Annotated in this window: 25 protein-coding genes; 15 read left to right on the top strand and 10 right to left on the bottom strand. The window is 72.3% G+C overall.

Going from position 1 to position 25,184, the window contains the following annotated elements; translation table 11 throughout:
• Positions 1–21: 21 nt before the first annotated feature.
• Positions 22–528, bottom strand: a complete 507-nt coding sequence (locus tag FHS34_RS24080) for a MarR family winged helix-turn-helix transcriptional regulator (protein ID WP_184968817.1) — start codon at positions 526–528, stop codon at positions 22–24.
• A 33-nt stretch (positions 529–561) separates the two neighbouring features.
• Positions 562–1,815 (bottom strand): MFS transporter, encoded by a 1,254-nt coding sequence (locus FHS34_RS24075; RefSeq protein WP_184968815.1) that lies wholly within the window; start codon positions 1,813–1,815, stop codon positions 562–564.
• Between the two features lie 247 nt (positions 1,816–2,062).
• Here FHS34_RS24075 and FHS34_RS24070 point away from each other — a divergent pair, with 247 nt between their 5' ends.
• A complete protein-coding gene (locus FHS34_RS24070; protein WP_184968813.1) occupies positions 2,063–3,043 on the top strand; it encodes an ArsR/SmtB family transcription factor in 981 nt (326 codons plus the stop codon).
• A 100-nt stretch (positions 3,044–3,143) separates the two neighbouring features.
• Here FHS34_RS24070 and FHS34_RS24065 read toward each other — a convergent pair whose 3' ends face one another.
• From FHS34_RS24065 to FHS34_RS24055, 3 genes are all read right to left on the bottom strand, one after another.
• On the bottom strand, positions 3,144–4,007 hold the full coding sequence (locus tag FHS34_RS24065; RefSeq protein ID WP_184968811.1) for a leishmanolysin-related zinc metalloendopeptidase: 864 nt from the start codon (positions 4,005–4,007) through the stop codon (positions 3,144–3,146).
• A 452-nt stretch (positions 4,008–4,459) separates the two neighbouring features.
• The gene (locus FHS34_RS24060; protein ID WP_184968809.1) at positions 4,460–4,753 is read right to left on the bottom strand and encodes an MTH1187 family thiamine-binding protein; all 294 of its coding nucleotides are present in this window, start codon (positions 4,751–4,753) and stop codon (positions 4,460–4,462) included.
• Positions 4,750–5,094, bottom strand: coding sequence for a DUF3817 domain-containing protein (locus FHS34_RS24055; protein ID WP_184968807.1), 345 nt, complete (start codon positions 5,092–5,094; stop codon positions 4,750–4,752). Before FHS34_RS24055 ends, FHS34_RS24060 begins: the two co-directional genes overlap by 4 nt.
• Before the next feature lie 153 nt (positions 5,095–5,247).
• Between FHS34_RS24055 and FHS34_RS24050 the strand changes: the two genes are divergently transcribed.
• From FHS34_RS24050 to FHS34_RS24035, 4 genes are all read left to right on the top strand, one after another.
• The gene (locus FHS34_RS24050) at positions 5,248–5,880 is read left to right on the top strand and encodes an AIM24 family protein (protein WP_184968948.1); all 633 of its coding nucleotides are present in this window, start codon (positions 5,248–5,250) and stop codon (positions 5,878–5,880) included.
• Position 5,881: 1 nt separating this feature from the next.
• Entirely contained in the window at positions 5,882–6,532 is a 651-nt protein-coding gene (locus FHS34_RS24045) for an AIM24 family protein (RefSeq protein ID WP_184968806.1), read from the top strand.
• On the top strand, positions 6,529–7,338 hold the full coding sequence (locus FHS34_RS24040) for an AIM24 family protein (protein WP_184968804.1): 810 nt from the start codon (positions 6,529–6,531) through the stop codon (positions 7,336–7,338). Before FHS34_RS24045 ends, FHS34_RS24040 begins: the two co-directional genes overlap by 4 nt.
• A gap of 92 nt (positions 7,339–7,430) precedes the next feature.
• Positions 7,431–7,907: a MarR family winged helix-turn-helix transcriptional regulator gene (locus tag FHS34_RS24035; protein ID WP_184968803.1), complete on the top strand. Its 477-nt coding sequence runs from the start codon at positions 7,431–7,433 to the stop codon at positions 7,905–7,907.
• A gap of 35 nt (positions 7,908–7,942) precedes the next feature.
• On the opposite strand, the gene FHS34_RS24030 is transcribed toward FHS34_RS24035, so the two are convergent.
• The 3 genes from FHS34_RS24030 to FHS34_RS24020 all read right to left on the bottom strand — a co-directional run bounded on the left by FHS34_RS24030 (position 7,943) and on the right by FHS34_RS24020 (position 11,526).
• Positions 7,943–9,172, bottom strand: a complete 1,230-nt coding sequence (locus FHS34_RS24030; RefSeq protein ID WP_184968801.1) for an MFS transporter — start codon at positions 9,170–9,172, stop codon at positions 7,943–7,945.
• 147 nt (positions 9,173–9,319) lie between these two features.
• Positions 9,320–10,276: a methylmalonyl Co-A mutase-associated GTPase MeaB gene (gene meaB, locus FHS34_RS24025; protein WP_184968799.1), complete on the bottom strand. Its 957-nt coding sequence runs from the start codon at positions 10,274–10,276 to the stop codon at positions 9,320–9,322.
• Between the two features lie 50 nt (positions 10,277–10,326).
• Positions 10,327–11,526 (bottom strand): acetyl-CoA C-acetyltransferase, encoded by a 1,200-nt coding sequence (locus FHS34_RS24020; RefSeq protein WP_184968798.1) that lies wholly within the window; start codon positions 11,524–11,526, stop codon positions 10,327–10,329.
• Between the two features lie 149 nt (positions 11,527–11,675).
• Between FHS34_RS24020 and mce the strand changes: the two genes are divergently transcribed.
• The 8 genes from mce (at position 11,676) to FHS34_RS23980 (ending at position 21,991) form a co-directional block, all read left to right on the top strand.
• On the top strand, positions 11,676–12,116 hold the full coding sequence (mce, locus tag FHS34_RS24015; RefSeq protein WP_184968796.1) for a methylmalonyl-CoA epimerase: 441 nt from the start codon (positions 11,676–11,678) through the stop codon (positions 12,114–12,116).
• 206 nt (positions 12,117–12,322) lie between these two features.
• On the top strand, positions 12,323–16,270 hold the full coding sequence (scy, locus tag FHS34_RS24010) for a polarized growth protein Scy (protein ID WP_184968794.1): 3,948 nt from the start codon (positions 12,323–12,325) through the stop codon (positions 16,268–16,270).
• A 181-nt stretch (positions 16,271–16,451) separates the two neighbouring features.
• Positions 16,452–17,387, top strand: coding sequence for a coiled-coil domain-containing protein (locus FHS34_RS24005; RefSeq protein ID WP_184968792.1), 936 nt, complete (start codon positions 16,452–16,454; stop codon positions 17,385–17,387).
• 174 nt (positions 17,388–17,561) lie between these two features.
• Positions 17,562–17,822 (top strand): DUF3253 domain-containing protein, encoded by a 261-nt coding sequence (locus FHS34_RS24000; RefSeq protein ID WP_184968790.1) that lies wholly within the window; start codon positions 17,562–17,564, stop codon positions 17,820–17,822.
• Between the two features lie 74 nt (positions 17,823–17,896).
• Entirely contained in the window at positions 17,897–18,850 is a 954-nt protein-coding gene (locus FHS34_RS23995; protein ID WP_184968787.1) for an ABC transporter ATP-binding protein, read from the top strand.
• A 2-nt stretch (positions 18,851–18,852) separates the two neighbouring features.
• Positions 18,853–19,626 (top strand): ABC transporter permease, encoded by a 774-nt coding sequence (locus tag FHS34_RS23990; protein WP_184968785.1) that lies wholly within the window; start codon positions 18,853–18,855, stop codon positions 19,624–19,626.
• A gap of 131 nt (positions 19,627–19,757) precedes the next feature.
• A complete protein-coding gene (locus FHS34_RS23985) occupies positions 19,758–21,110 on the top strand; it encodes an ABC transporter ATP-binding protein (RefSeq protein ID WP_184968783.1) in 1,353 nt (450 codons plus the stop codon).
• Positions 21,107–21,991: an ABC transporter permease gene (locus FHS34_RS23980; RefSeq protein WP_184968772.1), complete on the top strand. Its 885-nt coding sequence runs from the start codon at positions 21,107–21,109 to the stop codon at positions 21,989–21,991. Before FHS34_RS23985 ends, FHS34_RS23980 begins: the two co-directional genes overlap by 4 nt.
• A gap of 34 nt (positions 21,992–22,025) precedes the next feature.
• On the opposite strand, the gene FHS34_RS23975 is transcribed toward FHS34_RS23980, so the two are convergent.
• Positions 22,026–22,358 (bottom strand): Rv1322 family protein, encoded by a 333-nt coding sequence (locus FHS34_RS23975; RefSeq protein ID WP_184968770.1) that lies wholly within the window; start codon positions 22,356–22,358, stop codon positions 22,026–22,028.
• Between the two features lie 221 nt (positions 22,359–22,579).
• Between FHS34_RS23975 and FHS34_RS23970 the strand changes: the two genes are divergently transcribed.
• The gene (locus FHS34_RS23970) at positions 22,580–23,608 is read left to right on the top strand and encodes an LLM class flavin-dependent oxidoreductase (protein WP_184968768.1); all 1,029 of its coding nucleotides are present in this window, start codon (positions 22,580–22,582) and stop codon (positions 23,606–23,608) included.
• A 122-nt stretch (positions 23,609–23,730) separates the two neighbouring features.
• On the opposite strand, the gene FHS34_RS23965 is transcribed toward FHS34_RS23970, so the two are convergent.
• Positions 23,731–24,123, bottom strand: a complete 393-nt coding sequence (locus tag FHS34_RS23965; protein ID WP_184968767.1) for an SCO5389 family protein — start codon at positions 24,121–24,123, stop codon at positions 23,731–23,733.
• A gap of 276 nt (positions 24,124–24,399) precedes the next feature.
• Between FHS34_RS23965 and nucS the strand changes: the two genes are divergently transcribed.
• Complete coding sequence (gene nucS, locus FHS34_RS23960; protein WP_030339307.1) at positions 24,400–25,071, top strand: endonuclease NucS; 672 nt, start codon at positions 24,400–24,402, stop codon at positions 25,069–25,071.
• Positions 25,072–25,184: the final 113 nt, after the last annotated feature.

Below are 25,184 nucleotides of genomic sequence, written 5' to 3'. Positions count from 1 at the left end.
TCCGGGAGATCTTGCCCCGGGTCACTCCTCGAAGTCGTGTGCCGAGATCCGCAGCGGACGGAGCATCGCGAAGATCTCCTGGCACTCCTCCGCGTCGTACGCCCCGAGCCCGAAATCCATGTCCATCAGGTCGCGGGTTGCCGCGTCGACCACCTCGCGGCCCTTCTCGGTGATCACCGCGAGGGTGCCGCGGCCGTCGTTGGGGTTGGGGCGCTTGGCCACCAGGCCGGACCTCACCAGCCGGTCCACGGTGTTCGTCACCGACGTGGGATGCACCATCAGCCGCTCACCGATCTTGGACATCGGCAGCTCACCGGCCTTGGAGAAGGTGAGCAGCACCAGCGCCTCGTAGCGGGCGAACGTCAGCCCGTACGGCTTGACCACCGCGTCCACCTCGGCGAGCAGGATCTGCTGGGCCCGCATGATCGAGGTGATCGCGGCCATGGACGGCACGGTTCCCCAGCGCTGCTTCCAGAGCTCGTCGGCACGGGCGATGGGGTCGAACGGGAGGCTGAGAGGCTTCGGCACGTCATCAGACCCTACCGGCCGGTCATATGCCGGTCAGCTCTGTCTCGGGTTTCGGTCGCCCGCCGGATCCGTCTCCGCTTCCCGGCCGCCCGCCCGGACGGCCAGGGCGAGCCCGCAGCAGCACAGGGTGCCGAGCGCGCCCGCGCCGGCCACGGCCGCCCGCACCCCCACCGCCTGCGCCGCCACCCCGGCCAGCGCCATGCCCGCGCCCTGCACGGTCATCAGCCCGGCGCTCAGCACCGTCATGGCCCGCCCGCGCAGTTCGTCCGGCACCGCCCGTACGAACCACTGGTCCAGTCCCAGGGTGTACGCCGAGCCGGCCCCGGACACCAGCAGGAGCAGCAGGGACACGGGGAGCCCGGGGCGCAGGGCGTAGCCGAGGTACGGAAGCAGGGACAGACAGAGCAGAGGGAGCGCGAGGCGTTCCCGGGCCGCGGGCCGCAGCCGGGCGCCGGCGTACAGCTCGCCCGCCACCGTGCCGACGGGCAGGGCGCACATGAGCAGGCCGAGGCCGGCCGGGCCGCTGCCGAGGGCGTCGGCGTACGGAGCGGCCAGGGCCTCGGGGACGACGGAGAACGCCGGCGGCAGCCAGAAGAGGAGGAGGAGCAGCCGGATCCTGGGGTGGGTGAGCAGTGCCCGGAGGCCGGGCGGGGTGTCCGTCCGGCGGTGGGCGCGGGCGGGGCGGCGGCGGGTGCCGAGGCGGAGCAGGGCGGCCGAGGCGAGGAAGGTGCCGACGGTGATGAGGAGGGCGTGGCGGGGGGCGACCGCGGTGAGGAGCAGTCCGCCGAGGCCGTAGCCGGCGAGCAGGGCGCTCTGGGCGACGATCCGCAGCAGGGAGCGGCCGAGCACGAACAGGTCGCCGTCGCCCAGGACGTCGGCGAGGGTGGCCATGCGGGTCCCGGAGAAGACCGGGGAGACGACGGCGAGGCAGCAGCGCAGCGCGAGCAGGACGCCGATGCCGGTGCCGGGGGTCGCCATCACGGCCACGCAGCCCGCGCAGACCAGATCGCAGGTGACGAGCACCCGCCGGGCCGGGAAGCGGTCCGCGACCGGGGCGAGCAGGGTGCCGCCGAGGGCGTACGGCAGGAAGCCCAGGGCGAAGGTGAGCGCGCTCAGCAGGGGTGAGCCGGTGCGGTCGTAGACGAGGACGGAGAGGGCGACCTCGCTGACGACCACACCGAGCATGGACAGGACGTGCGCGGCGAAGACGGCCCGGAACTCGGGCACGGCGAAGACACGGCCGTATCCGGCGGGGCGCGCCGGGGCCGCCTGGGGTGGTGCGGACATGCGGGGCAGCGTGCCGGGTGGAGGGCGAGCCGCCGTAGAGTTTCGTCCTGGGCCGAATGTTGCTTGGGTTCGGGCCCGGCGAAGGGCGACCGTGGCCCGGGCCCGCGCGCTCGTGCCGGCGCTGCCTGCGGCCTCACCGTCACGCGAAGGGGCGGTGGGGGAGCCGGCGCGTGTTCCGGGGGCGCGGGCCGCCATGGGGCCTCAGCCGGGCCGACGGTTCCGGCCCCGGCTCGTCAGGGAGGTGGACGTGCCCTCGCTTCTGCGCTTCGGTGAGGACGACTTTCTGCGCTGTCGGTTCGCGGTGTCGCCGCTCTGGGAGACCCAGGAGGCGGTGCGGACGCTGAAGCGTCCGGACCGGCACGGCTATCACGCGCCGTGGCTGCGGCGGATCCGTACCGCGGCGGCCGGGCTCGACCTCGCTCCGCTGTGGCTGCTGATGCCCCGGCGGGGGCACTCGCCGGACTGGCTCGGTCCGCCGCCGGTCGGGCCGGCCGCCACGTTCGAGGAGGAGATCGCGGCTGTCCGGGCGTCCGACCCCGAGGCGGCCCGCGAGGACACCGCCCGCGCGCTGGCCTGCACCCCGGGCGCGACGGAGTCGGCGTACGGCCGGGCCTGGCTGGCGGATCCGGCGCGGATGGTGCGGGAGCTGGCGGACGCCCTGGAGGAGGCCTGGCGGGTGCTGGTCGAGCCGGACTGGCTCCGGCTGCGGGCCCTGCTCGAGGCGGACGTGGCCTTCCACTCGCGCCGGCTGGCCGAGGTGGGGCTCGGCAGGCTGCTGCCGGAGCTGGACGGGCGGCTGTCCTGGAACGGCCGGACGCTGACGCTCGCGCTGCACGGCGAGTACGCCCGCGACCTCGGCGGCCAGGGGCTGGTGCTGATGCCGAGCGTGTTCTCGTGGCCCGACGTGATCACCGGCTTCGAGGCGCCGTGGCAGCCCACGGTGGTCTACCCGGCCCGCGGCATCGCCGGCCTGTGGACCGAGCCCGGCGCCCGGGTGCCCGAGGCGCTGGTACGGCTGCTGGGCCGGAACCGGGCGGCGGTGCTGGCCGCGCTGGACGAGCCTGCGTCGACCTCCGCGCTGGCACACCGGCTGGGGCTGGCCGCGTCCTCGGTGTCGGCCCATCTGACGGTGCTGCGCGCCGCGGGCCTGCTGACCGCGCGGCGCTACGGCCACCAGGTGCTCTACGAGCGGACACCGCTGGGGTTGGCGCTGGCGTCGGGAGGCTGAGGGGGGCGTTCACCGATGCCGGGGACGAGGCGCCGGTGGCGCACGGCGGCGAGCCGCGACCGCCCTGGAAGGACGGGCCGCGGCTCGGCCTGTGGGGGTGTCAGGGTGTGGACGCGGGCAGCCGGGTCGGTACGACCGGCAGCATCATGCCGTCGCCCAGCGGGGCCATGTGGGGTACCAGGTGCCCGTCCCTGGCGATCTGCATCAGGTTGGGGAGCGTGTACGGTTCGGCGGCCGCCAGGTCGACCTGGTAGCCGAGGTCACCGAGGCTGGCCGCGGTCAGCTTGCTCAGCGGGTTGCCGGGGCCGGCGATGAACGGCGACATGAGTTCGTTCACGAAGACCGCCTCGCGCCAGTGGCTGTCCCGGGTGCCGGGTCCGCCGAAGTTGGCGACCGGGACCGGGACCGGGACGCTCTCCGCGACCAGTCTGGCGAACTCCTCCATGGCCTGGGGGCCGTGGAACGTGGGGTTCTGGGTGCCCGCGCCCTTGAGGAAGCCCAGGGTCGGCCAGAGGGTGCCGATGCCCAGGACGTGGCCCATCTCGTGCGTGATGACGTCGATGAGGGTGCCGTTCGCCTCCATCTCCTCCAGGTCGGCGGTGTCGAACCGCATGACGCCCTTGGCGGGCAGCAGCGCCCCGAACTGGGCGGAGCCGTCGCGGAAGTCGGTGGGACCGGCCATGCCGAGGATGCCCGACGGGCCGTCGATGTCGACGCCTTCCGCCTCGACCAGCAGGTCGTCGATGATGTCGTCCCCGACGACCACCGTGTCCAGGTCGCCGACGATGACCCGGGACCAGCGGTCGGCGGCGGCGGCGAAGGCGTTCTGCTGGGTCTGCGTCAGTCCGCCGAGGAAGCGGACCTCGATGGTGAACGGCGACGTGGTGTTGGCGAGTTCCCTGGCTCGGTCGAAACTCGCCACCGCTGTGTACGTCTTGAAGGCACCGGTGGTGATTTTGCCCATCACGGATCTCCTCCGGTTAGGGGCCGACAGAGTCGCCCCCCGCAACTCAGCCTAGGCCGAACGGGTGAGCTGCGCTTGTTGGCGGATCAATCGTTGACCCGGCAATCAGCGACGTCCGGATCGCCCGGGACGGCGGCGGACCGCCGCCGCTCCACGGTCCCGGCCACTCCAACACCGCCGCGCGAGGACCCAGTTGCCCGAGGCTCCCAGAGTCGCGCGCGTCGGCCGCGCGGACTCCCTCGGCGAGGAGCTCGCCCATGGGGCCGAAGTGGTCCGAAGTGGCAGGAGGGCAGCGCCTGGTCGGCCCCGGCCGCCGCCCCCGTACGGGCCGGACCTCGACGAGCCCGGCCGCACGATCGCGCACGAGCCCCTGACGGAGGCGGCGTTCACCCGAACGGCCGAGACGGGTAAGCCCCGGCCGGTACGGCCGGGGCTTCACGCTGATGCGGCGGCTAGCGCGCCAGGTGCCGTTCGATCGTCTCCACCTTGGAGGTGAGGCCGTCGGTCACTCCGGGGCGGATGTCGGCCTTGAGGACGAGCGAGACGCGCGGGGCGCGCGCCTCCACGGCGGCCACGGCCCGCTTGACGACGGCCATGACCTCGTCCCACTCACCCTCGACCGAGGTGAACATGGCGTCGGTGCGGTGGGGCAGGCCCGACTCACGGACCACGCGCACGGCGTCGGCGACGTACTCCCCCACGTCCTCGCCGACGCCGAGGGGCGTCACGGAGAAGGCGACGATCACGCGTTCACCGCTCCTTCCTTGCGGGCACGGGCGGCGATGACGGCGTCCTCGGCCTCGCGGCGCAGCTTGCGCTCGGCGAAGAAGCCGCCGGTGGGCAGCACCGAGAGGACGAAGTAGAGGGCCGCCGTTTTCAGCGGCCACTTGGTGCGGTTCCAGGCGTCCGCCCAGAAGATCACGTAGAGGACGAACAGGACGCCGTGGATCGCGCCCATCACGGGGACCGCGTCGAAGTCCGTGGTCCGCTTCAGTACCGAGCAGACGAGCAGGATCAGAAAGGACACGGCCTCCGGGGCCGAGACCAGGCGGAGGCGGCGGAGGGCGGTGGCGGTCTTGATGTCCACGGGTCACCTTCGGGGGAGTAATCGTTTGTGAACGCACGCACAAGCGTTCCCCCATTGTGGCAAACCGCGTCCCTAGGGGTCCGCTCAGGGTGGGTGTCCACCCCTGGGCCCTGTTCCGCCCACCCGCCCGGCCGCTACTTTCCCAGCGTGGCGATGTTCCGACTCCAAGGGAGCAAGGTGCTCGCCGTCGACATGACCGGAGACGCCGTGAAGGCGAAGAACGGCTCGATGGTCGCGTACGACGGGCAGATGGCCTTCAAGAAGCTGAGTGGTGGCGGCGAGGGGCTGCGCGGGATGGTGACCCGGCGGCTCACCGGCGAGCAGATGACGGTGATGGAGGTGAAAGGACACGGGACCTGCTGGTTCGCGGACCGGGCGTCCGAGATCAACCTGGTGGGCCTCCAGGGGGACAAGCTGTACGTCGAGGCGGGCAACCTGCTGGCGACGGACGCGGGACTGCGGACGGGGACGACGTTCACCGGGCTGCGCGGGGCCTCGCAGGGCAACGGCCTGTTCACGACGACCGTGGAGGGCCACGGCCAGGCCGCGATCATCTCCGACGGACCGGCGGTGGTCCTGCGGGTCAGCCCGCAGTACCCGCTGATCGTCGACCCGGGCGCCTATGTGGCCCATCAGGGCAACGTCCGGCAGTCCTTCCAGTCCGGCGTGACGTTCCGCACGCTCCTCGGGGAGGGCGGCGGCGAGGCGTTCCAGATCCGTTTCGAGGGCGACGGGCTGGTGTACGTGCAGCCGAGCGAGCGGAACACGATCGCGGGGGACCTGTGAGATGACCTTCCGAGAGATCAACTCCAAGATGGTCGAGGCGACCGTGCTGCCGGGGCAGCGGCTGTTCAGCCAGCGGGGGGCGATGCTCGCCTACAAGGGGGACGTGTCCTTCACCCCCAACGTCCAGGGCGGCCAGGGCGGCCTGATGTCCATGCTCGGGCGCCGGGTGGCCGGCGAGGCGACCCCGCTGATGACGGTGGAGGGCAGCGGCACGGTCTTCTTCGGGCACGGCGGCCACCACGTCCAGGTGATCACCCTCTCCGGGGACACGCTCCACGTCGAGGCCGACCGGCTGCTCGCCTTCGAGGGCACCCTGCGCCAGGGCACGATGTTCATGGGTTCGCAGGGCGGGGTCATGGGTCTGGTGCGGGGGCAGGTCACCGGGCAGGGCCTGTTCACCACGACCCTCCAGGGGCAGGGCGCGGTGGCGGTGATGGCGCACGGCGGCGTCATCGAGATCCCGGTCACCCCGCAGCGCCCCGTCCATGTCGACCCCCAGGCCTACGTCGCCCATCACGGCGACATCCGCAACAAGCTGTCCACCGCGCTGGGCTGGCGCGACATGGTGGGCCGCGGCTCCGGCGAGGCCTTCCAGCTGGAGCTGAGCGGCAACGGCACGGTGTACGTCCAGGCGTCGGAGGAGAAGCTGTGAGCACCTACGGGACTCCGGGCGCCGGTCCGGTCGTGTACGACCCGGTGACGCTGCCCGCGGACGACAACGTGAACTCGTACACGTTCTGCGTCGAGCTCAAGAGCGGGCAGTGGTTCCTGCAGAAGGGGAAGATGATCGCCTACTACGGGGCGATCGAGTTCAACGGCGTCGGGCACGGCCGACTCGACCGACTTGTCCGTACGTCGTTTCATTCGCCACTGCACGCGAGCGACTGGGTCGTGGCGGAGGGCTCCGGCAAGATGCTGCTGGCCGACCGGGCCTTCGACGTCAACTCCTACGACCTGGACGACGGGAACTTGACCATTCGCGCGGGCAATCTGCTCGCTTTTCAGCCAAGTCTCGCGATGAAACAATCGATCGTGCCGGGTTTTCTGACCCTTATCGGAACCGGAAAGTTTGTGGCCGCATCTAACGGCCCGGTGGTGTTCATGGAACCTCCGATCCGGGTCGACCCTCAGGCGCTCGTCGGGTGGGCCGACTGCCCGTCCCCGTGCCATCACTACGACCATGGGTACATGACGGGTGTACTGGGCGGACTACGTGCGATGACGGGCTTCGGCGGGGTCTCCGGCGAGGAGCACCAGTTCGAGTTCGTGGGCGCCGGGACGGTCCTGCTGCAATCGACGGAGGCCCTCATGGCGGAGGCGGCGACGGGGGCCGTTCCGTCCGAACCGGGGGTCCCCGGCGGTGGCGGAACGGCACCGGTCGGACACGGTCCGCAATCCTCGGGCGTACCGCGCCTTCCCGGACAGCTGGGAGACCTCCAGCGTCGCTTCGGGCTGTGAGCGGTAGTCTGCGGAGTGTGACGTCGAACGCGTGCGCACTGTCACACCACCCGAAGTAGTTCGTCATTCAACTTCTTAGGTAGACTTCATTCATGGAGACCGAGACGGCCACGCGCTGGCTGACCGATGCGGAGCAGTGCGCCTGGCGCACCCACCTGGAGGTCAACAGGCTGTTGACGTACCAGCTCGAAAAGGACCTGCAGCCGTTCGGCCTGACAATGAACGACTACGAGATCCTGGTGAACCTGTCCGAGTCGGAAGACGTGCGGATGCGGATGAGCGACCTGGCCTCCGCCACCCTGCAGTCCAAGAGCCGGCTCTCGCACCAGATCACGCGTATGGAGAACGCGAACCTGGTGCGCCGCGAGAACTGCGACACCGACCGGCGGGGTCTCTACGCCGTCCTCACGGACCACGGCATGGAGACAATGCGGAAGGTCGCGCCGCACCACGTGGCATCGGTGCGCCGGCACTTCATCGACCTGCTGTCACCGGACGCGCTGACGGAGCTGGACAAGGCGCTCAAGCCGATCGCCGAGCACCTCAGGGGGCAGCGGGGACGGCCCTGAGCCTCCCGGGAGGCTCAGGGCGGTGGCGGTCCGGGTCACCGGCTGGCGGCCTCCCGCGGGCCCTCCCGGCGTGAGGCGTCCCCGGCGCCCGCCCGGGCCGCGGCCGCGACGGCCGCGGCCGTCGCGGCGGTGACACCGGCCGCCAGGAAGCACAGCTCCAGGGGGAACCGGCCGATCAGCAGCCCTGTCACCAGGGCTCCGCCGGAACTTCCCGCGTTCACCGCCATGTTCACCCACGCGCCGGCCTGCGTGCGGCTGTCCTCGGGGACCGTCTCGTCGGCCAGGAGGTACGCCGTCGTCAGGGCCGGGGCGATGAACGCGCCCGCGAGGGCCATCGCCCCGGTGAACGTCCACAGGCCGGGGGCCAGGCCGGCCACCGCGATCACCAGGCCCAGGGCCACCGCGAACCCGCACAGCCGGACGCGGGCGGACGCCCGCCACGCCACCGCGCCGTTCACCAGCCCGCCGACGGCGCTGCCGGCGGACAGCGCGCCCAGGACCCAGGGCACCAGCGCGGTGTCGTACGACCCCTCGGACGCGAACGCCAGCGCCAGCAGGTCCACTCCGCTCAGGGCCAGTCCCGTGCCCAGGGCCACCGCGACCGGTGCGAGCAGGCCGCGGAGCGGGCCGCGCCGTCCGCCGCCGGGGCCGGGGCGCGGACCGGGCAGCGCCGGGGACGTGACGAAGACGCAGGTGCCGCCCACGACCAGCGCCGCGCTCAGCAGGATCGCGGCGGCCGGCGGGGCGACGCCGATCAGCGCGCCGACCAGCGCCGGACCGGAGACGTACAGCAGTTCCTCGGCGACGCCGTCGAGACTGTAGGCGCGCTGCAACAGAGCGCGGTCCGGGGCCAGTTCCGCCCACAGCGCGCGCATGGTCGGGCCCAGCGGGGGTGCGCAGGCACCGGCCAGGGCGGCCGCCCCGGCGATCGCCGCGGACGGCGCCCCGGGCCGCCAGGTGAGGGCCGCGAGGGCGCACAGCAGGGCCCCGTACAGCGCCGACATGGGCAGCAGGGCCCGGCGCGGGCCGTGGCGGTCGATCAGCAGGGCCCGGTACGGCATCAGGAACACGGTCATGGCGCCGAACAGGGCCAGCACGGCGCCGGAGACGGCGTACGACCCGGTGGCACCGGTGACGGACAGCAGAAGGGCCGGCGCCACCGTGCCGTAGGACAGGCGGGCCGTGAGGGCGGACATGAAGGCGCGGCGCGCATGCGGGATGCGCAGGACAGCGGCGTACGAAGGCCGCGAAGGGTGCGTGGACACGCGAACGTTCCTCTGCGGAAGGCGTGGAAGAGGGGACACCGGAGGGCGCGGCGGCCCGTCGTCGGACCCCGCGCGCCAGGTGCGCTCTACGCCAGGAGGAGGAACATGTCGATCATGCTAGCAGCGCCGCCGGGGAGCCGGCCAGACTCAGCCCTGTGTGAGCCCCTCGACCAGCTCGTCCGCCGCGCGGTACGGGTCCAGTTCGCCGGCGGTGATCCGCTCGGCGAGGGCGCTGAGGCGGCGGTCGCCGTGGAGGTCGCCGATGCGTTCGCGCAGCGCGGTGACGGCGATGGTCTCCACCTCGCGGGCCGCGCGGGCGCGGCGGCGCTCGGCCAGCACTCCGCGCTCCTCCATCCACGCGCGGTGCTTCTCCAGGGCCTCCACGACCTCGTCGACGCCCTCCGCACGGGCCGCGACCGTCTTGACGATGGGCGGGCGCCAGTCCCCGGGGCCGCGGGCCTCGCCCAGGCCCAGCATGTGGTTCAGCTCGCGGGCGGTGGCGTCGGCGCCGTCCCGGTCGGCCTTGTTGACGACGTAGACGTCGCCGATCTCCAGGATGCCCGCCTTCGCCGCCTGGATGCCGTCGCCCATCCCGGGGGCCAGCAGCACCACGCTGGTGTCCGCCTGGGAGGCGATCTCGACCTCCGACTGGCCGACGCCGACCGTCTCGACCAGGACCACGTCGCAGCCCGCCGCGTCGAGCACGCGGATGGCCTGCGGAGCGGCCCAGGCCAGGCCGCCGAGATGGCCCCGGGTGGCCATCGAGCGGATGTAGACGCCAGGGTCGGAGGCGTGGTCCGACATCCGGACGCGGTCGCCGAGCAGGGCGCCGCCGGAGAACGGGGACGAGGGGTCGACGGCCAGGACGCCGACCCGCTTGCCCTGCTTGCGGTACGCGGTGACGAGCGCCGAGGTGGAGGTCGACTTGCCGACGCCGGGCGAACCGGTCAGACCGACCACGTAGGCGTTGCCGGTCAGCGGGGCCAGCGCCGCCATGACCTCCCGGAGCTGCGGGGACGCCCCCTCCACGAGGGAGATCAGCCGGGCCACGGCCCGCGGCCGGCCGTCCCTGGCCTGGGCCACCAGAGAGGAGACGTCCTGCATCAAACTGCTCCGTTCACTTCGGCGACGTACCTTCGGCTGTGCGGGGGAACTCAGGCCTTCGGCACGCGCACGATCAGCGCGTCGCCCTGGCCGCCGCCGCCGCACAGCGCGGCCGCGCCGACGCCGCCGCCGCGGCGCTTGAGCTCGAGCGCCAAGTGGAGCACGAGACGGGCGCCGGACATGCCGATCGGGTGACCCAGGGCGATCGCACCACCGTTCACGTTCACCTTTTCGGTGGAAACGCCGAGGTCCTTCATTGACTGCACGGCGACGGCGGCGAAGGCCTCGTTGATCTCGATGAGGTCGAGGTCGGAGACCTCCAGGCCGTCCTTGTTCAGGGCGTGCAGGATGGCGTTGGACGGCTGGGACTGCAGGCTGGTGTCCGGTCCGGCCACGTTGCCGTGCGCGCCGATCTCGGCGAGCCACGTCAGGCCCAGCTCCTCGGCCTTGGCCTTGCTCATCACGACCACGGCCGCCGCACCGTCCGAGATCTGCGAGGCGGAGCCGGCCGTGATCGTGCCGTCCTTGGCGAAGGCCGGGCGCAGCTTGCCCAGGGACTCGGCGGTGGTGTCGCCGCGGATGCCCTCGTCCTTGCTGAACAGCACCGGGTCGCCCTTGCGCTGCGGGATCTCCACCGGGGTGATCTCGGCCTCGAACAGGCCGTTCTTCTGCGCGGCGGCGGCCCGCTGGTGGGACAGGGCGGCGATCTCGTCCTGCTCGGCGCGGCCGATGCCGAGGCGGGTGTTGTGCTTCTCGGTGGACTCGCCCATCGGGATGTTCTCCCACGGGTCGGTCAGACCGTCGTAGGCCATCGCGTCGAGCATCTGGACGGCGCCGTACTTGAAGCCGTCGCGGGACTTGGGCAGCAGGTGCGGGGCGTTGGTCATCGACTCCTGGCCGCCCGCCACGACGATGTCGAACTCGCCGGCGCGGATCAGCTGGTCGGCGAGGGCGATGGCGTCGAGGCCGGAGAGGCACACCTTGTTGATGGTGAGCGCCGGGACGCTCATCGGGATGCCGGCCTTGACCGCGGCCTGGCGGGCCGGGATCTGGCCCGCGCCGGCCTGCAGCACCTGGCCCATGATCACGTACTGCACCTGGTCGCCGCCGATCCCCGCACGGTCGAGGGCGGCCTTGATCGCGAAGCCGCCGAGGTCGGCTCCCGAGAAGGACTTCAGCGAGCCCAGCAGCCGCCCCATGGGCGTCCGGGCGCCCGCGACGATCACCGAGCTGGTCGTTCCAGAAGACATGAGGTGCGATCCCCTTCCAGCTGTACACAGCCGAGGAGTGAACGAGGGTTTACTTCGAATGTACTGAGCGGTCGCGCACGCCGTCATCGGCCTGTCGGTGTGATCGCGCGCACGTTGCGTAACCACCTCGGGAGCGCTGCACTGATTCCATGCTGACGCGAATCGACCACATCGGGATCGCCTGCCACGACCTCGACGCGACCGTCGAGTTCTACCGGGCCACGTACGGCTTCGAGGTGTTCCACACCGAGGTCAACGAGGAACAGGGCGTGCGCGAGGCCATGCTCAAGATCAACGAGACGTCCGACGGCGGCGCCTCCTACCTCCAGCTGCTGGAACCGACCCGCGAGGACTCGGCGGTCGGCAAGTGGCTCGCGAAGAACGGCGAGGGCGTCCATCACATCGCTTTCGGTACGGCGGATGTGGACGGCGACGCCGAGGAGATCCGCGGCAAGGGCGTACGCGTGCTGTACGAGGAGCCCCGACGCGGTTCCATGGGGTCACGGATCACCTTCCTGCACCCCAAGGATTGCCATGGAGTCCTGACAGAACTGGTCACTTCGGCCCCTGTTGAGTCGCCCGAGCACTGACCCCCGTACATATGGGCCGGTAGGGTTGGGGGCGGTCGTCTCTTCAACCGGGGCGACCGCATGCCGGGGTCCGGGTTTCGGGGGACGAGCGTCGGGGCAGCAGCCCGTGCTCCGCCGTTGATCTGACACCATTCCCCGGGGGCCCCGTCCGGCGGATGGACGGAGCTCGTTGGAGAAGCTGACCAGGGGACGGATGGGACCGCGCAGTGCGGGGCTACGAGAGCCAGGAGCGAGAGCCGGCGGCTGACGTCGACCACCTCTCTCGGTTCGAGGCCGAGATGAAGCGGCTGAGGACCGAGCGGGAAAAGGCGATTCAGCACGCCGAGGACCTCGGCTACCAGGTCGAGGTGCTGCGTGCCAAGCTGCACGAGGCGCGGCGCACCCTCATGACCCGGCCCGCCTACGACGGCGGTGACATCGGCTACCAGGCCGAGCAGTTGCTCCGCAACGCCCAGATGCAGGCCGAGCAGCTGCGCCAGGACGCCGAGCGGGAGCTGAGCCAGGCCCGCGCGCAGACCCAGCGCATTTTGCAGGAGCACGCCGAGCAGGCCGCCCGGCTCCAGGCCGAGCTGCACCAGGAGGCGGTGACCCGGCGCCAGCAGCTGGACCAGGAGCTGGCCGAGCGCCGCTCCACGGTCGAGTCCCACGTCAACGAGAACGTGGCCTGGGCCGAGCAGCTGCGCGCCCGTACCGAGCAGCAGGCCCGCAGGCTGCTGGACGAGTCCCGCGCCGAGGCCGAGCAGGCGATGACCGCGGCCCGCGCCGAGGCCGAGCGGCTGACCCGGGAGGCCCGGGAGCGGCTGCAGGCCGACGCCGAGGCGGCCCGCGCGGAGGCCGAGCAGCTCCTGCGCCGTGCCCGCACGGACGCCGAGCGCCTGCTGAACGCCGCCTCCACGCAGGCCCAGGAGGCCACCGAGCACGCCGAGCAGCTGCGCACCGACGCGGTCGGCGAGTCGGACACCGCCCGTCGGCAGGCCGCCGAGCTGAGCCGGGCCGCCGAGGAGCGGATGACGGCGGCCGAGGAGGCGCTGCGCAAGGCGCAGGCCGAGGCCGAGAAGCTGCAGACGGAGGCCAAGGAGGCCGCCGCCAAGGCCCTGGCCAGCGCCGAGGCGGCCAACGAGACGCGCACGCGCACGGCGAAGGAGCAGGTCGCCCGGCTGGTCGAGGAGGCCACCAAGGAGGCCGAGCACACCAAGTCCGAGGCCGAGCAGCTGGTCGCCGACGCCCGGGCCGAGGCCGAGAAGATCGTCGCCGAGGCCGGTGAGAAGGCCCGCTCGGTCACCGCCGAGGAGACGGCCTCCCAGTTGTCCAAGGCGGCCAAGACCGCCGAGGACGTGCTGAACAAGGCGTCGGAGGACGCCCAGAAGACCACTCGGGCCGCCGCCGAGGAGGCCGAGCGGATCCGCACGGAGGCCGAGACCGAGGCGGACCGGCTGCGCGCCGAGGCGCACGACATCGCCGAGCAGCTCAAGGGCGCGGCGAAGGACGACACCAAGGAGTACCGCGCCAAGACGGTCGAGCTGCAGGAGGAGGCCCGCCGGCTGCGCGGCGAGGCCGAGCAGCTGCGCGCCGACGCGGTCGCCGAGGGCGAGTCGATCCGTGCCGAGGCCCGCCGCGAGGCCGTCGCGCAGATCGAGGAGGCGGCCAGGTCCGCCGAGGAGCTGCTGGCCAAGGCCAAGGCGGACGCCGACGAGCTGCGCAAGACCGCGACCACCGACAGCGAGAAGGTCCGCACCGAGGCCATCGAGCGGGCCACCGGTCTGCGCCGGCAGGCCGAGGAGACCCTGGAGCGCGCCCGCAAGGAGGCCGAGCGGCTGCGCGCCGAGGCCGCCGAGCAGGCCGACACGACCCGGTCGGACGCCGAGAAGGCGGCGCGGGAGCTGCGCGAGGAGACCGAGCGGGCCGTCGAGGCCCGCCGCGGTGAGGCCGCCGAGGAGCTGACCCGTCTTCAGACGGAGACGCAGGAGCGGCTGGCGTCGGCCGAGCAGGCGCTGACCGACGCCCGCGAGGAGGCCGCACGGATCCGCCGGGAGACCGCCGAGGAGTCCGAGCGGCTGCGCGCGGAGTCGGCCGAGCGGATCCGCACCCTCCAGCAGCAGGCCGAGACCGAGGCCGACCGGCTGCGCACCGAGGCCGCGTCCGACGCGTCCGCCTCCCGCGCCGAGGGCGAGGCCATCGCCGTACGGCTGCGGTCCGAGGCCGCCGCCGAGGCCGAACGGCTGAAGACGGAGGCCCAGGACACCGCCGACCGGGTGCGCGCGGAGGCGCAGGCCGCCGCCGAGCGGCTGGGCGCCGAGGCGTCCGAGACGCTGGCCGCCGCGCAGGAGGAGGCCGCCCGGCGCCGCCGCGAGGCCGAGGAACTCCTCGGCTCCGCCCGCGAGGAGGCCGGCCAGGAGCGGCAGCGGGCCCGCGAGCAGAGCGAGGAGCTGCTGGCCTCCGCCCGCAAGCGGGTCGAGGAGGCTCAGGCCGAGGCGACCCGGCTGGTGGAGGAGGCCGACCGGCGCGCCACGGAGATGGTCGCCGCCGCCGAGCAGCACGCCCAGCAGGTGCGGGACTCCGTCGCCGGGCTGCACGAGCAGGCGCAGGAGGAGATCGCCGGGCTGCGCTCGGCCGCCGAGCACGCGGCGGACCGGACGAAGCGGGAGGCCGGCGAGGAGGCGGACCGGGTCCGCGCCGACGCCTACGCCGAGCGGGAGCGGGCGAGCGAGGACGCCTCCCGGGTCCGGCGCGAGGCGCACGAGGAGTCGGAGGCCGCGAAGGCGCTGGCCGAGCGGACGATGGCGGAGGCGATCGCCGAGGCCGAGCGGCTGCGCTCGGACGCGGGCGAGTACGCCCAGCGGGTGCGCACCGAGGCGTCGGACGCGCTCGCCGAGGCCGACCAGGCGGCTGCCCGTACCCGGGCGGATGCCCGCGAGGACGCCAACCGCATCCGTTCGGACGCGGCGACCCAGGCCGACACCCTCATCACCGAGGCCCGCAACGAGGCCGAGCGGCTCCAGACGGAGACGGTCGCGGAGGCCGACCGGGTGCGCACCGAGGCGCTCACCGAGGCGGACCGGCTGCAGACCGAGACCGTGGCCGAGGCCGACCGGGTACGCGCCGAGGCGCTCGCCGAGGCGGACCGGGTCCGCGCGGAGGCGGTGGCGCACGCCGAGCAGCTCGTCGGGGACGCCGCCGGCGACGCCGAACGGCTGCGCGCCGAGGCCGCCGAGACCGTGGGCTCCGCCCAGCAGCACGCCGAGCGGGTACGGGCGGACGCCGAGCGGCTCAAGGCGGACGCGGAGGCCGAGGCCGAGCGGCTCCTCAACTCCGCCCGCGAGGATGCCGAACGCACCCTGGACGAGGCCCGCAAGGACGCCAACAAGCGGCGTTCCGAGGCGGCCGAGCAGGTCGACACGCTCATCACGGAGACCACGGCCGAGGTGGACAAGCTGCTCGGCGAGGCGCAGGAGCAGGCGCTGAAGACCACCGCGGACGCCGAGTCGCAGGCCGACACGATGGTGGGCGCGGCCCGCAGCGAGGCCGAGCGGATCGTCTCCGAGGCGACCATCAAGGGCAACTCGATGGTGGAGAAGTCGCGCACGGACGCGGACGAGCTGCTGGTCGGCGCGCGCCGGGACGCCACCGCGATCAGGGAGCGCGCGGAGGAGCTGCGCGAGCGCATCACGACCGAGATCGAGGAGCTGCACGAGCGGGCCCGCCGCGAGGCCGCCGAGACGATGAAGTCCACCGGCGACCGCTGCGACGCGCTCATCAAGGCCGCCGAGGAGCAGCTGGGGAAGGCCGAGGCGAAGGCCAAGGAGCTGGTCTCGGAGGCCAACTCCGAGGCGGGGAAGGTGCGCATCGCCGCCGTCAAGAAGGCGGAGGGGCTGCTCAAGGAGGCCGAGCAGAAGAAGGCCCGCCTGGTCAAGGAGGCCGAGGAGCTGAAGGCGGAGGCGATCCGCGAGGCCCGGCGCACGGTCGAGGAGGGCAAGCGGGAGCTGGAGATTTTGGTGCGCCGGCGCGAGGACATCAACGCCGAGATCTCCCGGGTCCAGGACGTCCTGGAGGCGCTGGAGTCCTTCGAGACGCCGGCGTCCGGCAAGGACGGCGGAGTCAAGGCGGGCGCGTCGGTGGGCGCACCCCGTTCGGGTGGCAAGGCGTCAGAGGGCTAGCGGCCGGGAAGGGTTCCGGTGTCTTCTGGGGGCTTTGCCCCACTCGCCGGCAAGCCGTCCACCGGTCGGCCACCCGAAAGTGGTGCCATTCTCCAGATCAAAACCGTATCCGCTCGATGACACACCGCTTCGGCCCCTAGGATTCCCTTATCACCTCACCGGTCTCATTGACAGGAACCCCATGAGCGACACTTCCCCCTACGGCTTCGAGCTTGTGCGGCGTGGGTACGACCGCGCTCAGGTGGACGAACGTATCTCCAAGCTCGTCTCCGACCGTGACAGCGCTCTCTCCCGCATCACCGCCCTGGAGAAGCGCATCGAGGAGCTGCACCTCGAAACGCAGAACGCCCAGGCTCAGATCACGGACGCCGAGCCTTCGTACGCGGGTCTCGGCGCGCGGGTCGAGAAGATTCTGCGCCTGGCCGAGGAAGAGGCCAAGGAGCTGCGTGAGGAGGCCCGGCGGGCGGCCGAGCAGCACCGCGACCTCGCCGAGTCGGCGGCCCAGCAGGTCCGCAACGACGCCGAGGGGTACGCGGCGGAGCGCAAGGCCAAGGCCGAGGACGAGGGCGTCCGGATCGTCGAGAAGGCCAAGGCCGACGCCTCCCAGCTGCGTTCCGAGGCGCAGAAGGACGCGCAGTCCAAGCGCGAGGAGGCGGACGCCCTCTTCGAGGAGACCCGTGCGAAGGCCGCGCAGGCCGCCGCCGACTTCGAGACCAACCTGGCCAAGCGTCGCGAGCAGTCCGAGCGCGACCTGGCCTCCCGTCAGCAGAAGGCCGAGAAGCGCCTCGCCGAGATCGAGCACCGGGCCGAGCAGCTGCGCCTGGAGGCGGAGAAGCTGCGCACCGACGCCGAGCGCCGGGCCCGCCAGACGGTGGAGACCGCGCAGCGCCAGGCCGAGGACATCGTGGCCGACGCCAACGCCAAGGCCGACCGGATCCGTTCGGAATCCGAGCGGGAGCTGGCGGCACTCACCAACCGCCGCGACAGCATCAACGCCCAGCTGACGAACGTCCGCGAGATGCTCGCCACGCTGACCGGTGCCGCGGTGGCCGCGGCCGGCACGTCGACCGACGACGAGCCGGTCTCCCGGGGCGTTCCGGCGCAGCAGTCCCGGTAGGCCGGGCCGCCGGACAGGTCCGGACGGTCGTACGACGCCGTGAGGGGCGGTGGACCCTGGTCCCGCCGCCCCTTCGGCGTGCGCGGCGCGCCCGCGTGCCGGCGTAGCGTGGCAGGAGCACGGGATCCCGGGGTGACCGGCTCCGCGTCCCGCCCGACCGGGAAGGGGACCCGCATGGCCGTCGGCGACCGGTCCCTCGAGGACGCCATCCTCGGTCTGCTCGACCGGCGGGCTCCGGGCGCGTCGGTGTGCCCCTCGGAGGTCGCCCGCGCGGTCCACGGGTCCGCGGACGAGGGGTGGCGCGAGCTGATGGAACCCGTCCGCCGGGCCGCGGCCCGGCTCGCCGCCCAGGGGAAGGTGGAGATCACCCAGCACGGCTCTCCCGTGGACCCCGGGCGGGCCCGCGGTCCCGTCCGCATCCGCCGCGGCACCTGACCCGAGCGCTCGCGCGCCGGGCCGGGCCGACCGCTCGAGTGGCAGGGCCCCGGGCCGCGTCCTAGCGTGGCCGCATGATCGAGCTGGAGGGGCTGACCAAACGGTACGGCGAGACGGTGGCGGTCGACGGCCTCACCTTCTCGGTCCGGCCGGGCATCGTGACGGGGTTCCTCGGGCCCAACGGCTCCGGGAAGTCGACGACCATGCGGATGATCCTCGGGCTCGACCACCCCACCGCCGGCGACGTCCGGATCGACGGCCGGCACTACGACCGGCTCAAGGACCCGCTGACGTACATCGGCGCCCTGCTCGACGCCAAGGCGGTGCACGGCGGCCGGAGCGCCTACAACCATCTGCTGTGCCTCGCGCAGAGCAACGGGATCCCGGAGAGCCGGGTGGCCCAGGTGCTGCAGACCGTCGGTCTGACCGCCGTGGCCCGCAAGAAGGCGAAGGGGTTCTCGCTGGGCATGGGCCAGCGGCTGGGCATCGCCGGGGCGCTGCTCGGGGACCCGCGGATCCTGATGTTCGACGAGCCGGTGAACGGGCTCGACCCGGAGGGCATCCACTGGATCCGGACCCTGATGAAGTCGCTGGCCGCGCAGGGCCGGACGGTGTTCGTGTCGAGCCATCTGATGAGCGAGATGGCGCTGACCGCCGATCACCTGGTGGTCATCGGGCAGGGCCGGCTGCTCGCGGACACCTCCATGGCCGACTTCATCCGGGCGAACTCGCGGTCGTACGTCCGGATCCGCTGCCCGCAGCGCGAGCGGCTGCTCGACGTGCTGCACCAGGCCGGGATCACCGTCGTGGAGGCGGGCGCCGGGGTGCTGGAGGTGGAGGGCGGCAAGGCCGAGCAGATCGGTGAGCTGGCCGCACGGTACGGGCTCGTGCTGCACGAGCTGAGCCCGCAGCAGGCCTCGCTGGAGGAGGCGTTCATGCAGCTGACGGCGGAAGCGGTGGAGTACCACGCGCAGACCGCGCCGGGTTCCGTCCCGCAGGACTGGGGCGCCGGCTGGAAGGGGGCCTGAACATGGCAGCGGTCCAGGTCGTCCGCTCCGAGTGGACCAAGATCCGGTCGGTGGCGTCCACGGTGTGGACGCTGTCGCTGGCCCTGGTGGTCACGGTCGCCCTCGGGATGCTGATCTCCGCGCTGTCGAACAGCCAGTACGAGAACATGCCCCTGCGGGAGCGGCTCTCCTTCGACCCCACGGTCATCAGTTTCGCGGGGATGACGCTGGGCCAGCTCGCGATGATCGTGTTCGGGGTGCTGGTCGTCTCGAACGAGTACAGCACCGGCATGATCCGGGTCTCGCTGGCCGCCGTGCCGCAGCGCGCCACCTTCCTGTTCGGGAAGGTCGCGGTGGCCACGGCGCTCGCGCTGATCGTCGGCATGGTCACCAGCTTCGCCGCGTTCTTCCTCGGCCAGGCGATGCTCGGCTCGCACCGGGCCGGCATCGGCGACCCGGGCGTGCTGCGCGCGGTGTTCGGCGGCGGGCTGTACATGACGCTGATCGCGATGTTCTCCATGGGGGTCGCCGCGATGCTGCGCTCGCCGATGCTCTCCCTCGGCATCCTGATGCCGTTCTTCTTCCTGATCTCCAACATCCTCGGCAACGTGGACGCGACGAAGAAGATCGGCCGGTTCCTGCCGGACCAGGCGGGCAGCCGGATCATGCAGGTGGTGCCGCGCGTCGGCGACGACACGCCCTACGGCCCCTGGACCGGGCTCGGGATCATGGCGCTATGGGTGATCGCCGCGCTGGCCGGCGGCTACGCCCTCCTCAAACGCCGCGACGCCCAGTAGATCCCCGGGTCACCCGGCGTAGTGCTCCAGCTTTACTTTCTCTTGGCCGGAACCGTCAGCGCCCCGATATCCTCCTAACCCTTACGGGGGCGTGTGCCCCGCTGTCCTGAACCTTTCGATGGGTGCGGAGCATGATCGAGGCTGTCGGCCTGACCAAGCGCTACGGCGACAAGACCGCCGTGTACAACCTTTCCTTCCAGGTGCGGCCAGGTGCCGTGACCGGCTTCCTCGGGCCGAACGGCTCGGGCAAGTCCACGACGATGCGGATGATCCTCGGGCTGGACAACCCCACGTCCGGGTCGGTCACCATCGGTGGCTACCCGTACCGCAAACTGCCCAACGCCCCCCGGCAGGTCGGCGCACTGCTCGACGCCAAGGCCGTGCACGGCGGCCGGGCCGCCCGCAACCACCTGGTGAGCCTCGCCCAGCTGTCGGGCATCCCGGCCCGGCGCGTGGACGAGGTGCTCGGTGTCGTCGGCCTGCAGGATGTGGCCAAAAAGCGCTCCAAGGGCTTCTCCCTCGGCATGGGCCAGCGCCTCGGCATCGCCGCCGCGCTGCTCGGCGACCCCCAGGTGCTGCTCTTCGACGAGCCGGTCAACGGCCTCGACCCCGAGGGCATCCTCTGGGTCCGCAACCTGATGAAGGCGCTCGCGGCCGAGGGCCGTACCGTCTTCGTCTCCTCCCACCTGATGAGCGAGATGGCGCTGACCGCCGACCACCTCATCGTCATCGGGCGCGGGCAGCTGCTCGCCGACATGAGCGTCAGGGACTTCATCTCGGCCAACTCCGCGGACTTCGCGCGCGTGCGCACCCCGGACACCGAACCGCAGCTGCGCGAGAAGCTCTCCTCGGCGCTCACCGAGGCCGGTGGCCATGTCCTGCCGGAGCAGGACGGCGCGCTCCGGGTGACCGGACTGCCGCTCCCCCGCATCAGCGACCTCGCGCACGAGGCGGACGTCCGGCTGTGGGAGCTGTCGCCGCACCAGGCCTCGCTGGAGGAGGCGTACATGCGGATGACGCAGGGCGCCGTGGACTACCGCTCGACCATCGACCAGAAGGCGGGCCTCCAGCAGCAGCTGCCGCCCGGCGCCCAGCCGCCCATGCCGGTCCCCGGCCAGGGCCAGCCCGGGTGGTACGCCCCGCCGCCGCCGCAGCAGGGCGGCCAGGCCTTCACCATGCCGGCCACGCCCGCGGGCCCGTACGGCGGCGCCCCGGCGGGCGGGCACGGCGCGGTGGGCGCGGCTCCGCAGACGGCCAACCCGTACGCCCAGCCGGGCGCCCCGGCCCAGCAGCCCGCGGGGCCCCCGGTGGCCGCCCCCGCGCCGCAGGCGCCGCCGCAGGCGCTGACCAAGCCGGCCCCGGCCGCCCCGCAGGCACCCGCCGCCGCGCCCGCGCCGCAGCCGGCGCCCCCCGTGGCTCCCCCGGCGCCCGCCGCCCCCGCCCCCGCCCCCGCCGACTCCACCCAGCCCGAGGACGCCCGATGAGCACCCACCAGCCCCCGATGCCGCAGGCCCCGGCAGCCGCGCCCGACTGGCAGGCGGCGCCCGGTGGGCCGTACCCCGGCTACACCTCTCCCATCCCGATCGTGCGCACCCACCTCGGGCACGCGCTGGCCTCCGAGTGGACGAAGATCAAGTCGGTGCGTTCCACGATGTGGACGCTCGGCGTGTTCGTCGTGCTCGTCGTCGGCATCGGCCTGCTGGCCGGCGCGCTGGTCAACGCCAACTCCGACTCCGAGACCCTGTCCGGCGAGAACCCGCTGTCGTTCGGCTTCTTCGGTCTGCTGCTCGGCAGCATCTGCGTCATCACGCTGGGCGTGCTGACCACGGCCTCGGAGTACGGCACGGGCATGATCCGCACGACGATGACCGCCTGCCCCAGCCGGGCCCGGGTGCTCGCCGCCAAGTCGATCGTGTTCTTCGCCGTCGCCTTCGTCTTCACCCTGGCCACGTCCGGCTTCGTGGCCATGGTCCAGGCGTCCATGCTGGAGGGCACCGGCGCCCGGACGCCCACCGGCGGCGAGTGGTTCAAGGCCACCGTCGGCATCAGCCTTTACATGGCGCTGCTCGGCCTGCTCTCGCTGCTCATCGGCTCGGTCATCCGGCACTCCGCGGGCGCCATCACCATCATGATCGGCGTACTGCTCGCGCCGCTGGTGCTCGCGCTGTTCATGGCGACGGAGTCGCTGAACAAGGTTCGCGAGTGGCTGTTCGAGTACTCGATCCCGAACCAGCTCAGCGTCTTCTACTCCAACTCGCTCAGCGAGTCCGGCCCGTCCGGCTGGGACCCGCTGTGGATCATTCTCGGGCTGACGGCGGCGGTGTACGCGGGCGCGTACGCGCTGCTGCGGAGCCGGGACGTGTGACGCCCACCGCTTCCGGGGCCCCTGCGCCGGCGCCCTAGAACCTGGGCGCGTTACGGGACCGCTGCACCCGCGTGGTGCGGCGGTCCTTCGCGTTCCAGCACGCCTTGTGCCAGTGCCGTCGGTCGTCGACGCCGGAGTGCTCCGGCCAGGCCACCACGTGCGGGACGCCGGAGGGGATCAGCTGGTCGCAGCCCGGGCAGCGGTAGGTCTTGCCCTGCGCGCCGGCCCCGGCGACATGCCGTACGCTCCAGTCCTCGCCCTGCCAGTTCTCCGTGGACTGCCAGCCGCCGTACCGGCCGGACGGGTCGTCCTCGGCGCTCCGGCCCGACGATCCGGCTGCCTTCGGTCGGTTGCGACGCGGGGACACGGGACACCTCTCGGGGCTATACAGGGAGCACGGGCTGCTTCCAGCCTACGCGCCGCCGCGTGGGGTACGCGTACGGAACCAACCGGTACAAGTCCCCCTGCAAGGCGACCCATTCTGCAGACAATCCGCAAATCTCTCCGCCAGGCCGTGTCCTGGGCACGTGTCAGACGGTTATGCCGGGTGGGGGAGCTCCGGTCGGAGCCAAGGAAGCAGGAAATGCGATGCGCGTAGGAAGTTTTGTGCTGGCCGCCCAGTTCCCGGGCCAGGGCCCCGGAGAGGCGCTGCACCGGGCGGTCCGCTCGGCGGAGGTCTCCGAGCAGGCCGGACTGGATGCCGTATGGCTGGCCGAGCACCACTTCGTGCCCTACGGCACATGCCCGTCCGCGGTCACCCTGGCCGCGCTGCTGCTCGGCCGCACCCGCCGCATCCGGGTCGGCACGGCGGTGAGCGTCCTGCCCACCGCGCACCCGGTCGCCCTCGGCGAGCAGGCCGCGCTGCTGCATCTGACCAGTGGCGGACGGTTCACGCTGGGCGTCGGGCGCGGCGGCCCGTGGGTGGACCTGGAGGTGTTCGGCGCGGGCCTGGAGGCGTACGAACACGGGTTCCCGGAGTCACTCGATCTGCTGCTGCGCTGGCTGAGCGAGCCGGCCGTGGCGGCCTCCGGCGAGCGCTTCTCCTTCCGCGAGGTGCCGGTCGTACCCCGCCCTTCGGAGGCCCTGACGGACACCCCCGGCCCCGAGGTCGTGCTCGCCTGCACCTCACCGGGGAGCGTCCGGCTGGCCGCCGAGCGCGGGCTGCCGATGCTGCTCGGCATGCACGTCGGGGACGAGGAGAAGGCCGAGATGGTCGCCATGTGGCGGCGCTGCGCCCGCGCGGCGGGGCGGCCGGCCGAGGAGATCATGGGCGCTGCCCATGTCTCGGCCGGGGTCTGCCAGCTCGCCGATCGCCGCACGGATGCGGCGGAGACGCTGCTGAAGGCCATGCCGGGCTGGCTGCGGCAGGGGCTCGCGGCCCATGTGACGGTGGACGGACGGGCACGCGCCATGCGCGACCCGTACGCCTACACCGAGCTGCTCTGCGGCCTGCATCCGGTGGGCACCCCGCGACTCGCCGCCGACCGGCTCGCCGCCACCTCGGAGCGCACCGGCATCTCCCGCTTCGCTCTCCTGGTGGAGGGCTCGGGCGATCTCGCGGCCACCGAGGAGAACCTGCGGCGTCTCGGCACCGAGGTGCTGCCCCAGCTGCGCTGAGTGCCCTCGCCGCGCAGGCCGCCCGAGGGGCTTGCCGCCCCGGTGCCGAATGCACCTCCCACGGGCGGAGCGGCAAGCCGACGGCTCTCCGTCTCGGTCCCGGCCCGTACCGCGGCCGAGCGTCAGCAGTCCCGAAGCTCCGGCGACTGGTTCAGCAACTGATTGCGCACCGACGTGAAGCGGGCCAACGTCTCGTCCACCGAGGCGTCCTGCGGGAACACCGCCACGCGGTGGCAGTTCTGGAAGGCCAGCCGCACGCCGAAGTGCCGCTGCAGCGCGCCGCGGATGGCGTCACTCGCGAGCGCACGCAGCAGCTGACCGCGTGCCTGCTCGTCCGGCGGGGGCGTCTGGTTGTCGGCGAAGGGTCCGCCGTCCACCTTCAGCTGGGCCACCAGGGAGCTGATCATCTCCCATGCGTAGGGCAGGGAGGTCCGGACGCAGTCGACGAATGCTGCTTCGTCGACCTCGCCTCGCTCGGCCTGTTCGAGTAGGGCCGGTGAGACGTCGAGCGACATGGGTTCTCCTCTCGCACCCCCGAAGCACAGGGGTTGCCGGACAGATAAGGGAGTTCGCGATTTCGAACACGCTCGGTACATGGGCCGCAACCTCCCGTTCTCTACGGTAGGCAACGGTCGGTGACCACACCAGCAGAATGCGTATATGGAACGGTCCCGTTACGCCCACAATCGGCCAGGGATGAACAAGAGTTTCAAGGGACAATTGGGGCGATCCACAGGGAGCGGGACGGGCGGATCGCGACAACCCGCGGGTGTCGAGTAGCGTTGCCGACCATGCGTCTCGTCATTGCCCGATGCTCGGTCGACTACGCCGGCCGGCTCACCGCCCACCTGCCCTCGGCGCCCCGCCTGATCCTGGTCAAGGCGGACGGCAGCGTCTCCATCCACGCCGACGACAGGGCCTACAAGCCGCTCAACTGGATGTCGCCGCCCTGCACGCTGAAGGAGGGCACGGGCGAGGACGAGGGCGTGTGGACCGTCGTCAACAAGGCGGGCGAGAAACTGATCATCACGATGGAGGAGATCCTCCACGATTCCTCGCACGAACTCGGTGTGGACCCCGGCCTGATCAAGGACGGCGTGGAAGCACACCTCCAGGAACTCCTCGCCGACCGCATCGAGACCCTCGGCGAGGGCTACACGCTCATCCGCCGCGAGTACATGACCGCGATCGGCCCGGTGGACATCCTGTGCCGGGACGCCGACGGCGGGACCGTCGCCGTGGAGATCAAGCGGCGCGGTGAGATCGACGGCGTGGAGCAACTCACGCGCTATCTGGAGCTGTTGAACCGCGACCCGCACCTGGCTCCGGTCCGGGGCGTGTTCGCGGCCCAGGAGATCAAGCCCCAGGCCCGCGTCCTCGCCACCGACCGCGGCATCAACTGCCAGATTCTGGACTACAACGCCCTGCGCGGCATCGAGGACGACAAACTCCGCCTGTTCTGACCTGACACGTCACCCGATTCCGGCCAACACCTCCCCCGCTCCCAGCCAACGGCCGCCCCGGCCCCGCCCATGTCCCCCTCCCCGGACACCCCCTCTTCCCCCAGCCCCCCCTT

Origin of the sequence: Streptomyces echinatus (genome assembly GCF_014203595.1) — a bacterium.
GTDB lineage: Bacteria > Actinomycetota > Actinomycetes > Streptomycetales > Streptomycetaceae > Streptomyces > Streptomyces echinatus.
Note: the sequence above shows the minus strand (reverse complement) of the source record. Positions and strands in the feature narration are given on the sequence as shown.

Bases quoted from the DNA above. Each gene is read 5' to 3' on its own strand.
- FHS34_RS24075 (WP_184968815.1), bottom strand. From the start codon at position 1,815: ATGTCCGCACCACCCCAGGCGGCCCCGGCGCGCCCCGCCGGATACGGC.
- FHS34_RS24065 (WP_184968811.1), bottom strand. From the start codon at position 4,007: ATGGGCAAAATCACCACCGGTGCCTTCAAGACGTACACAGCGGTGGCG.
- FHS34_RS24050 (WP_184968948.1), top strand. From the start codon at position 5,248: ATGTTCCGACTCCAAGGGAGCAAGGTGCTCGCCGTCGACATGACCGGA.
- FHS34_RS24045 (WP_184968806.1), top strand. From the start codon at position 5,882: ATGACCTTCCGAGAGATCAACTCCAAGATGGTCGAGGCGACCGTGCTG.
- FHS34_RS24035 (WP_184968803.1), top strand. From the start codon at position 7,431: ATGGAGACCGAGACGGCCACGCGCTGGCTGACCGATGCGGAGCAGTGC.
- meaB (WP_184968799.1), bottom strand. From the start codon at position 10,276: ATGCAGGACGTCTCCTCTCTGGTGGCCCAGGCCAGGGACGGCCGGCCG.
- FHS34_RS24020 (WP_184968798.1), bottom strand. From the start codon at position 11,526: ATGTCTTCTGGAACGACCAGCTCGGTGATCGTCGCGGGCGCCCGGACG.
- mce (WP_184968796.1), top strand. From the start codon at position 11,676: ATGCTGACGCGAATCGACCACATCGGGATCGCCTGCCACGACCTCGAC.
- FHS34_RS24005 (WP_184968792.1), top strand. From the start codon at position 16,452: ATGAGCGACACTTCCCCCTACGGCTTCGAGCTTGTGCGGCGTGGGTAC.
- FHS34_RS24000 (WP_184968790.1), top strand. From the start codon at position 17,562: ATGGCCGTCGGCGACCGGTCCCTCGAGGACGCCATCCTCGGTCTGCTC.
- FHS34_RS23995 (WP_184968787.1), top strand. From the start codon at position 17,897: ATGATCGAGCTGGAGGGGCTGACCAAACGGTACGGCGAGACGGTGGCG.
- FHS34_RS23990 (WP_184968785.1), top strand. From the start codon at position 18,853: ATGGCAGCGGTCCAGGTCGTCCGCTCCGAGTGGACCAAGATCCGGTCG.
- FHS34_RS23985 (WP_184968783.1), top strand. From the start codon at position 19,758: ATGATCGAGGCTGTCGGCCTGACCAAGCGCTACGGCGACAAGACCGCC.
- FHS34_RS23980 (WP_184968772.1), top strand. From the start codon at position 21,107: ATGAGCACCCACCAGCCCCCGATGCCGCAGGCCCCGGCAGCCGCGCCC.
- FHS34_RS23970 (WP_184968768.1), top strand. From the start codon at position 22,580: ATGCGCGTAGGAAGTTTTGTGCTGGCCGCCCAGTTCCCGGGCCAGGGC.
- FHS34_RS23965 (WP_184968767.1), bottom strand. From the start codon at position 24,123: ATGTCGCTCGACGTCTCACCGGCCCTACTCGAACAGGCCGAGCGAGGC.
- nucS (WP_030339307.1), top strand. From the start codon at position 24,400: ATGCGTCTCGTCATTGCCCGATGCTCGGTCGACTACGCCGGCCGGCTC.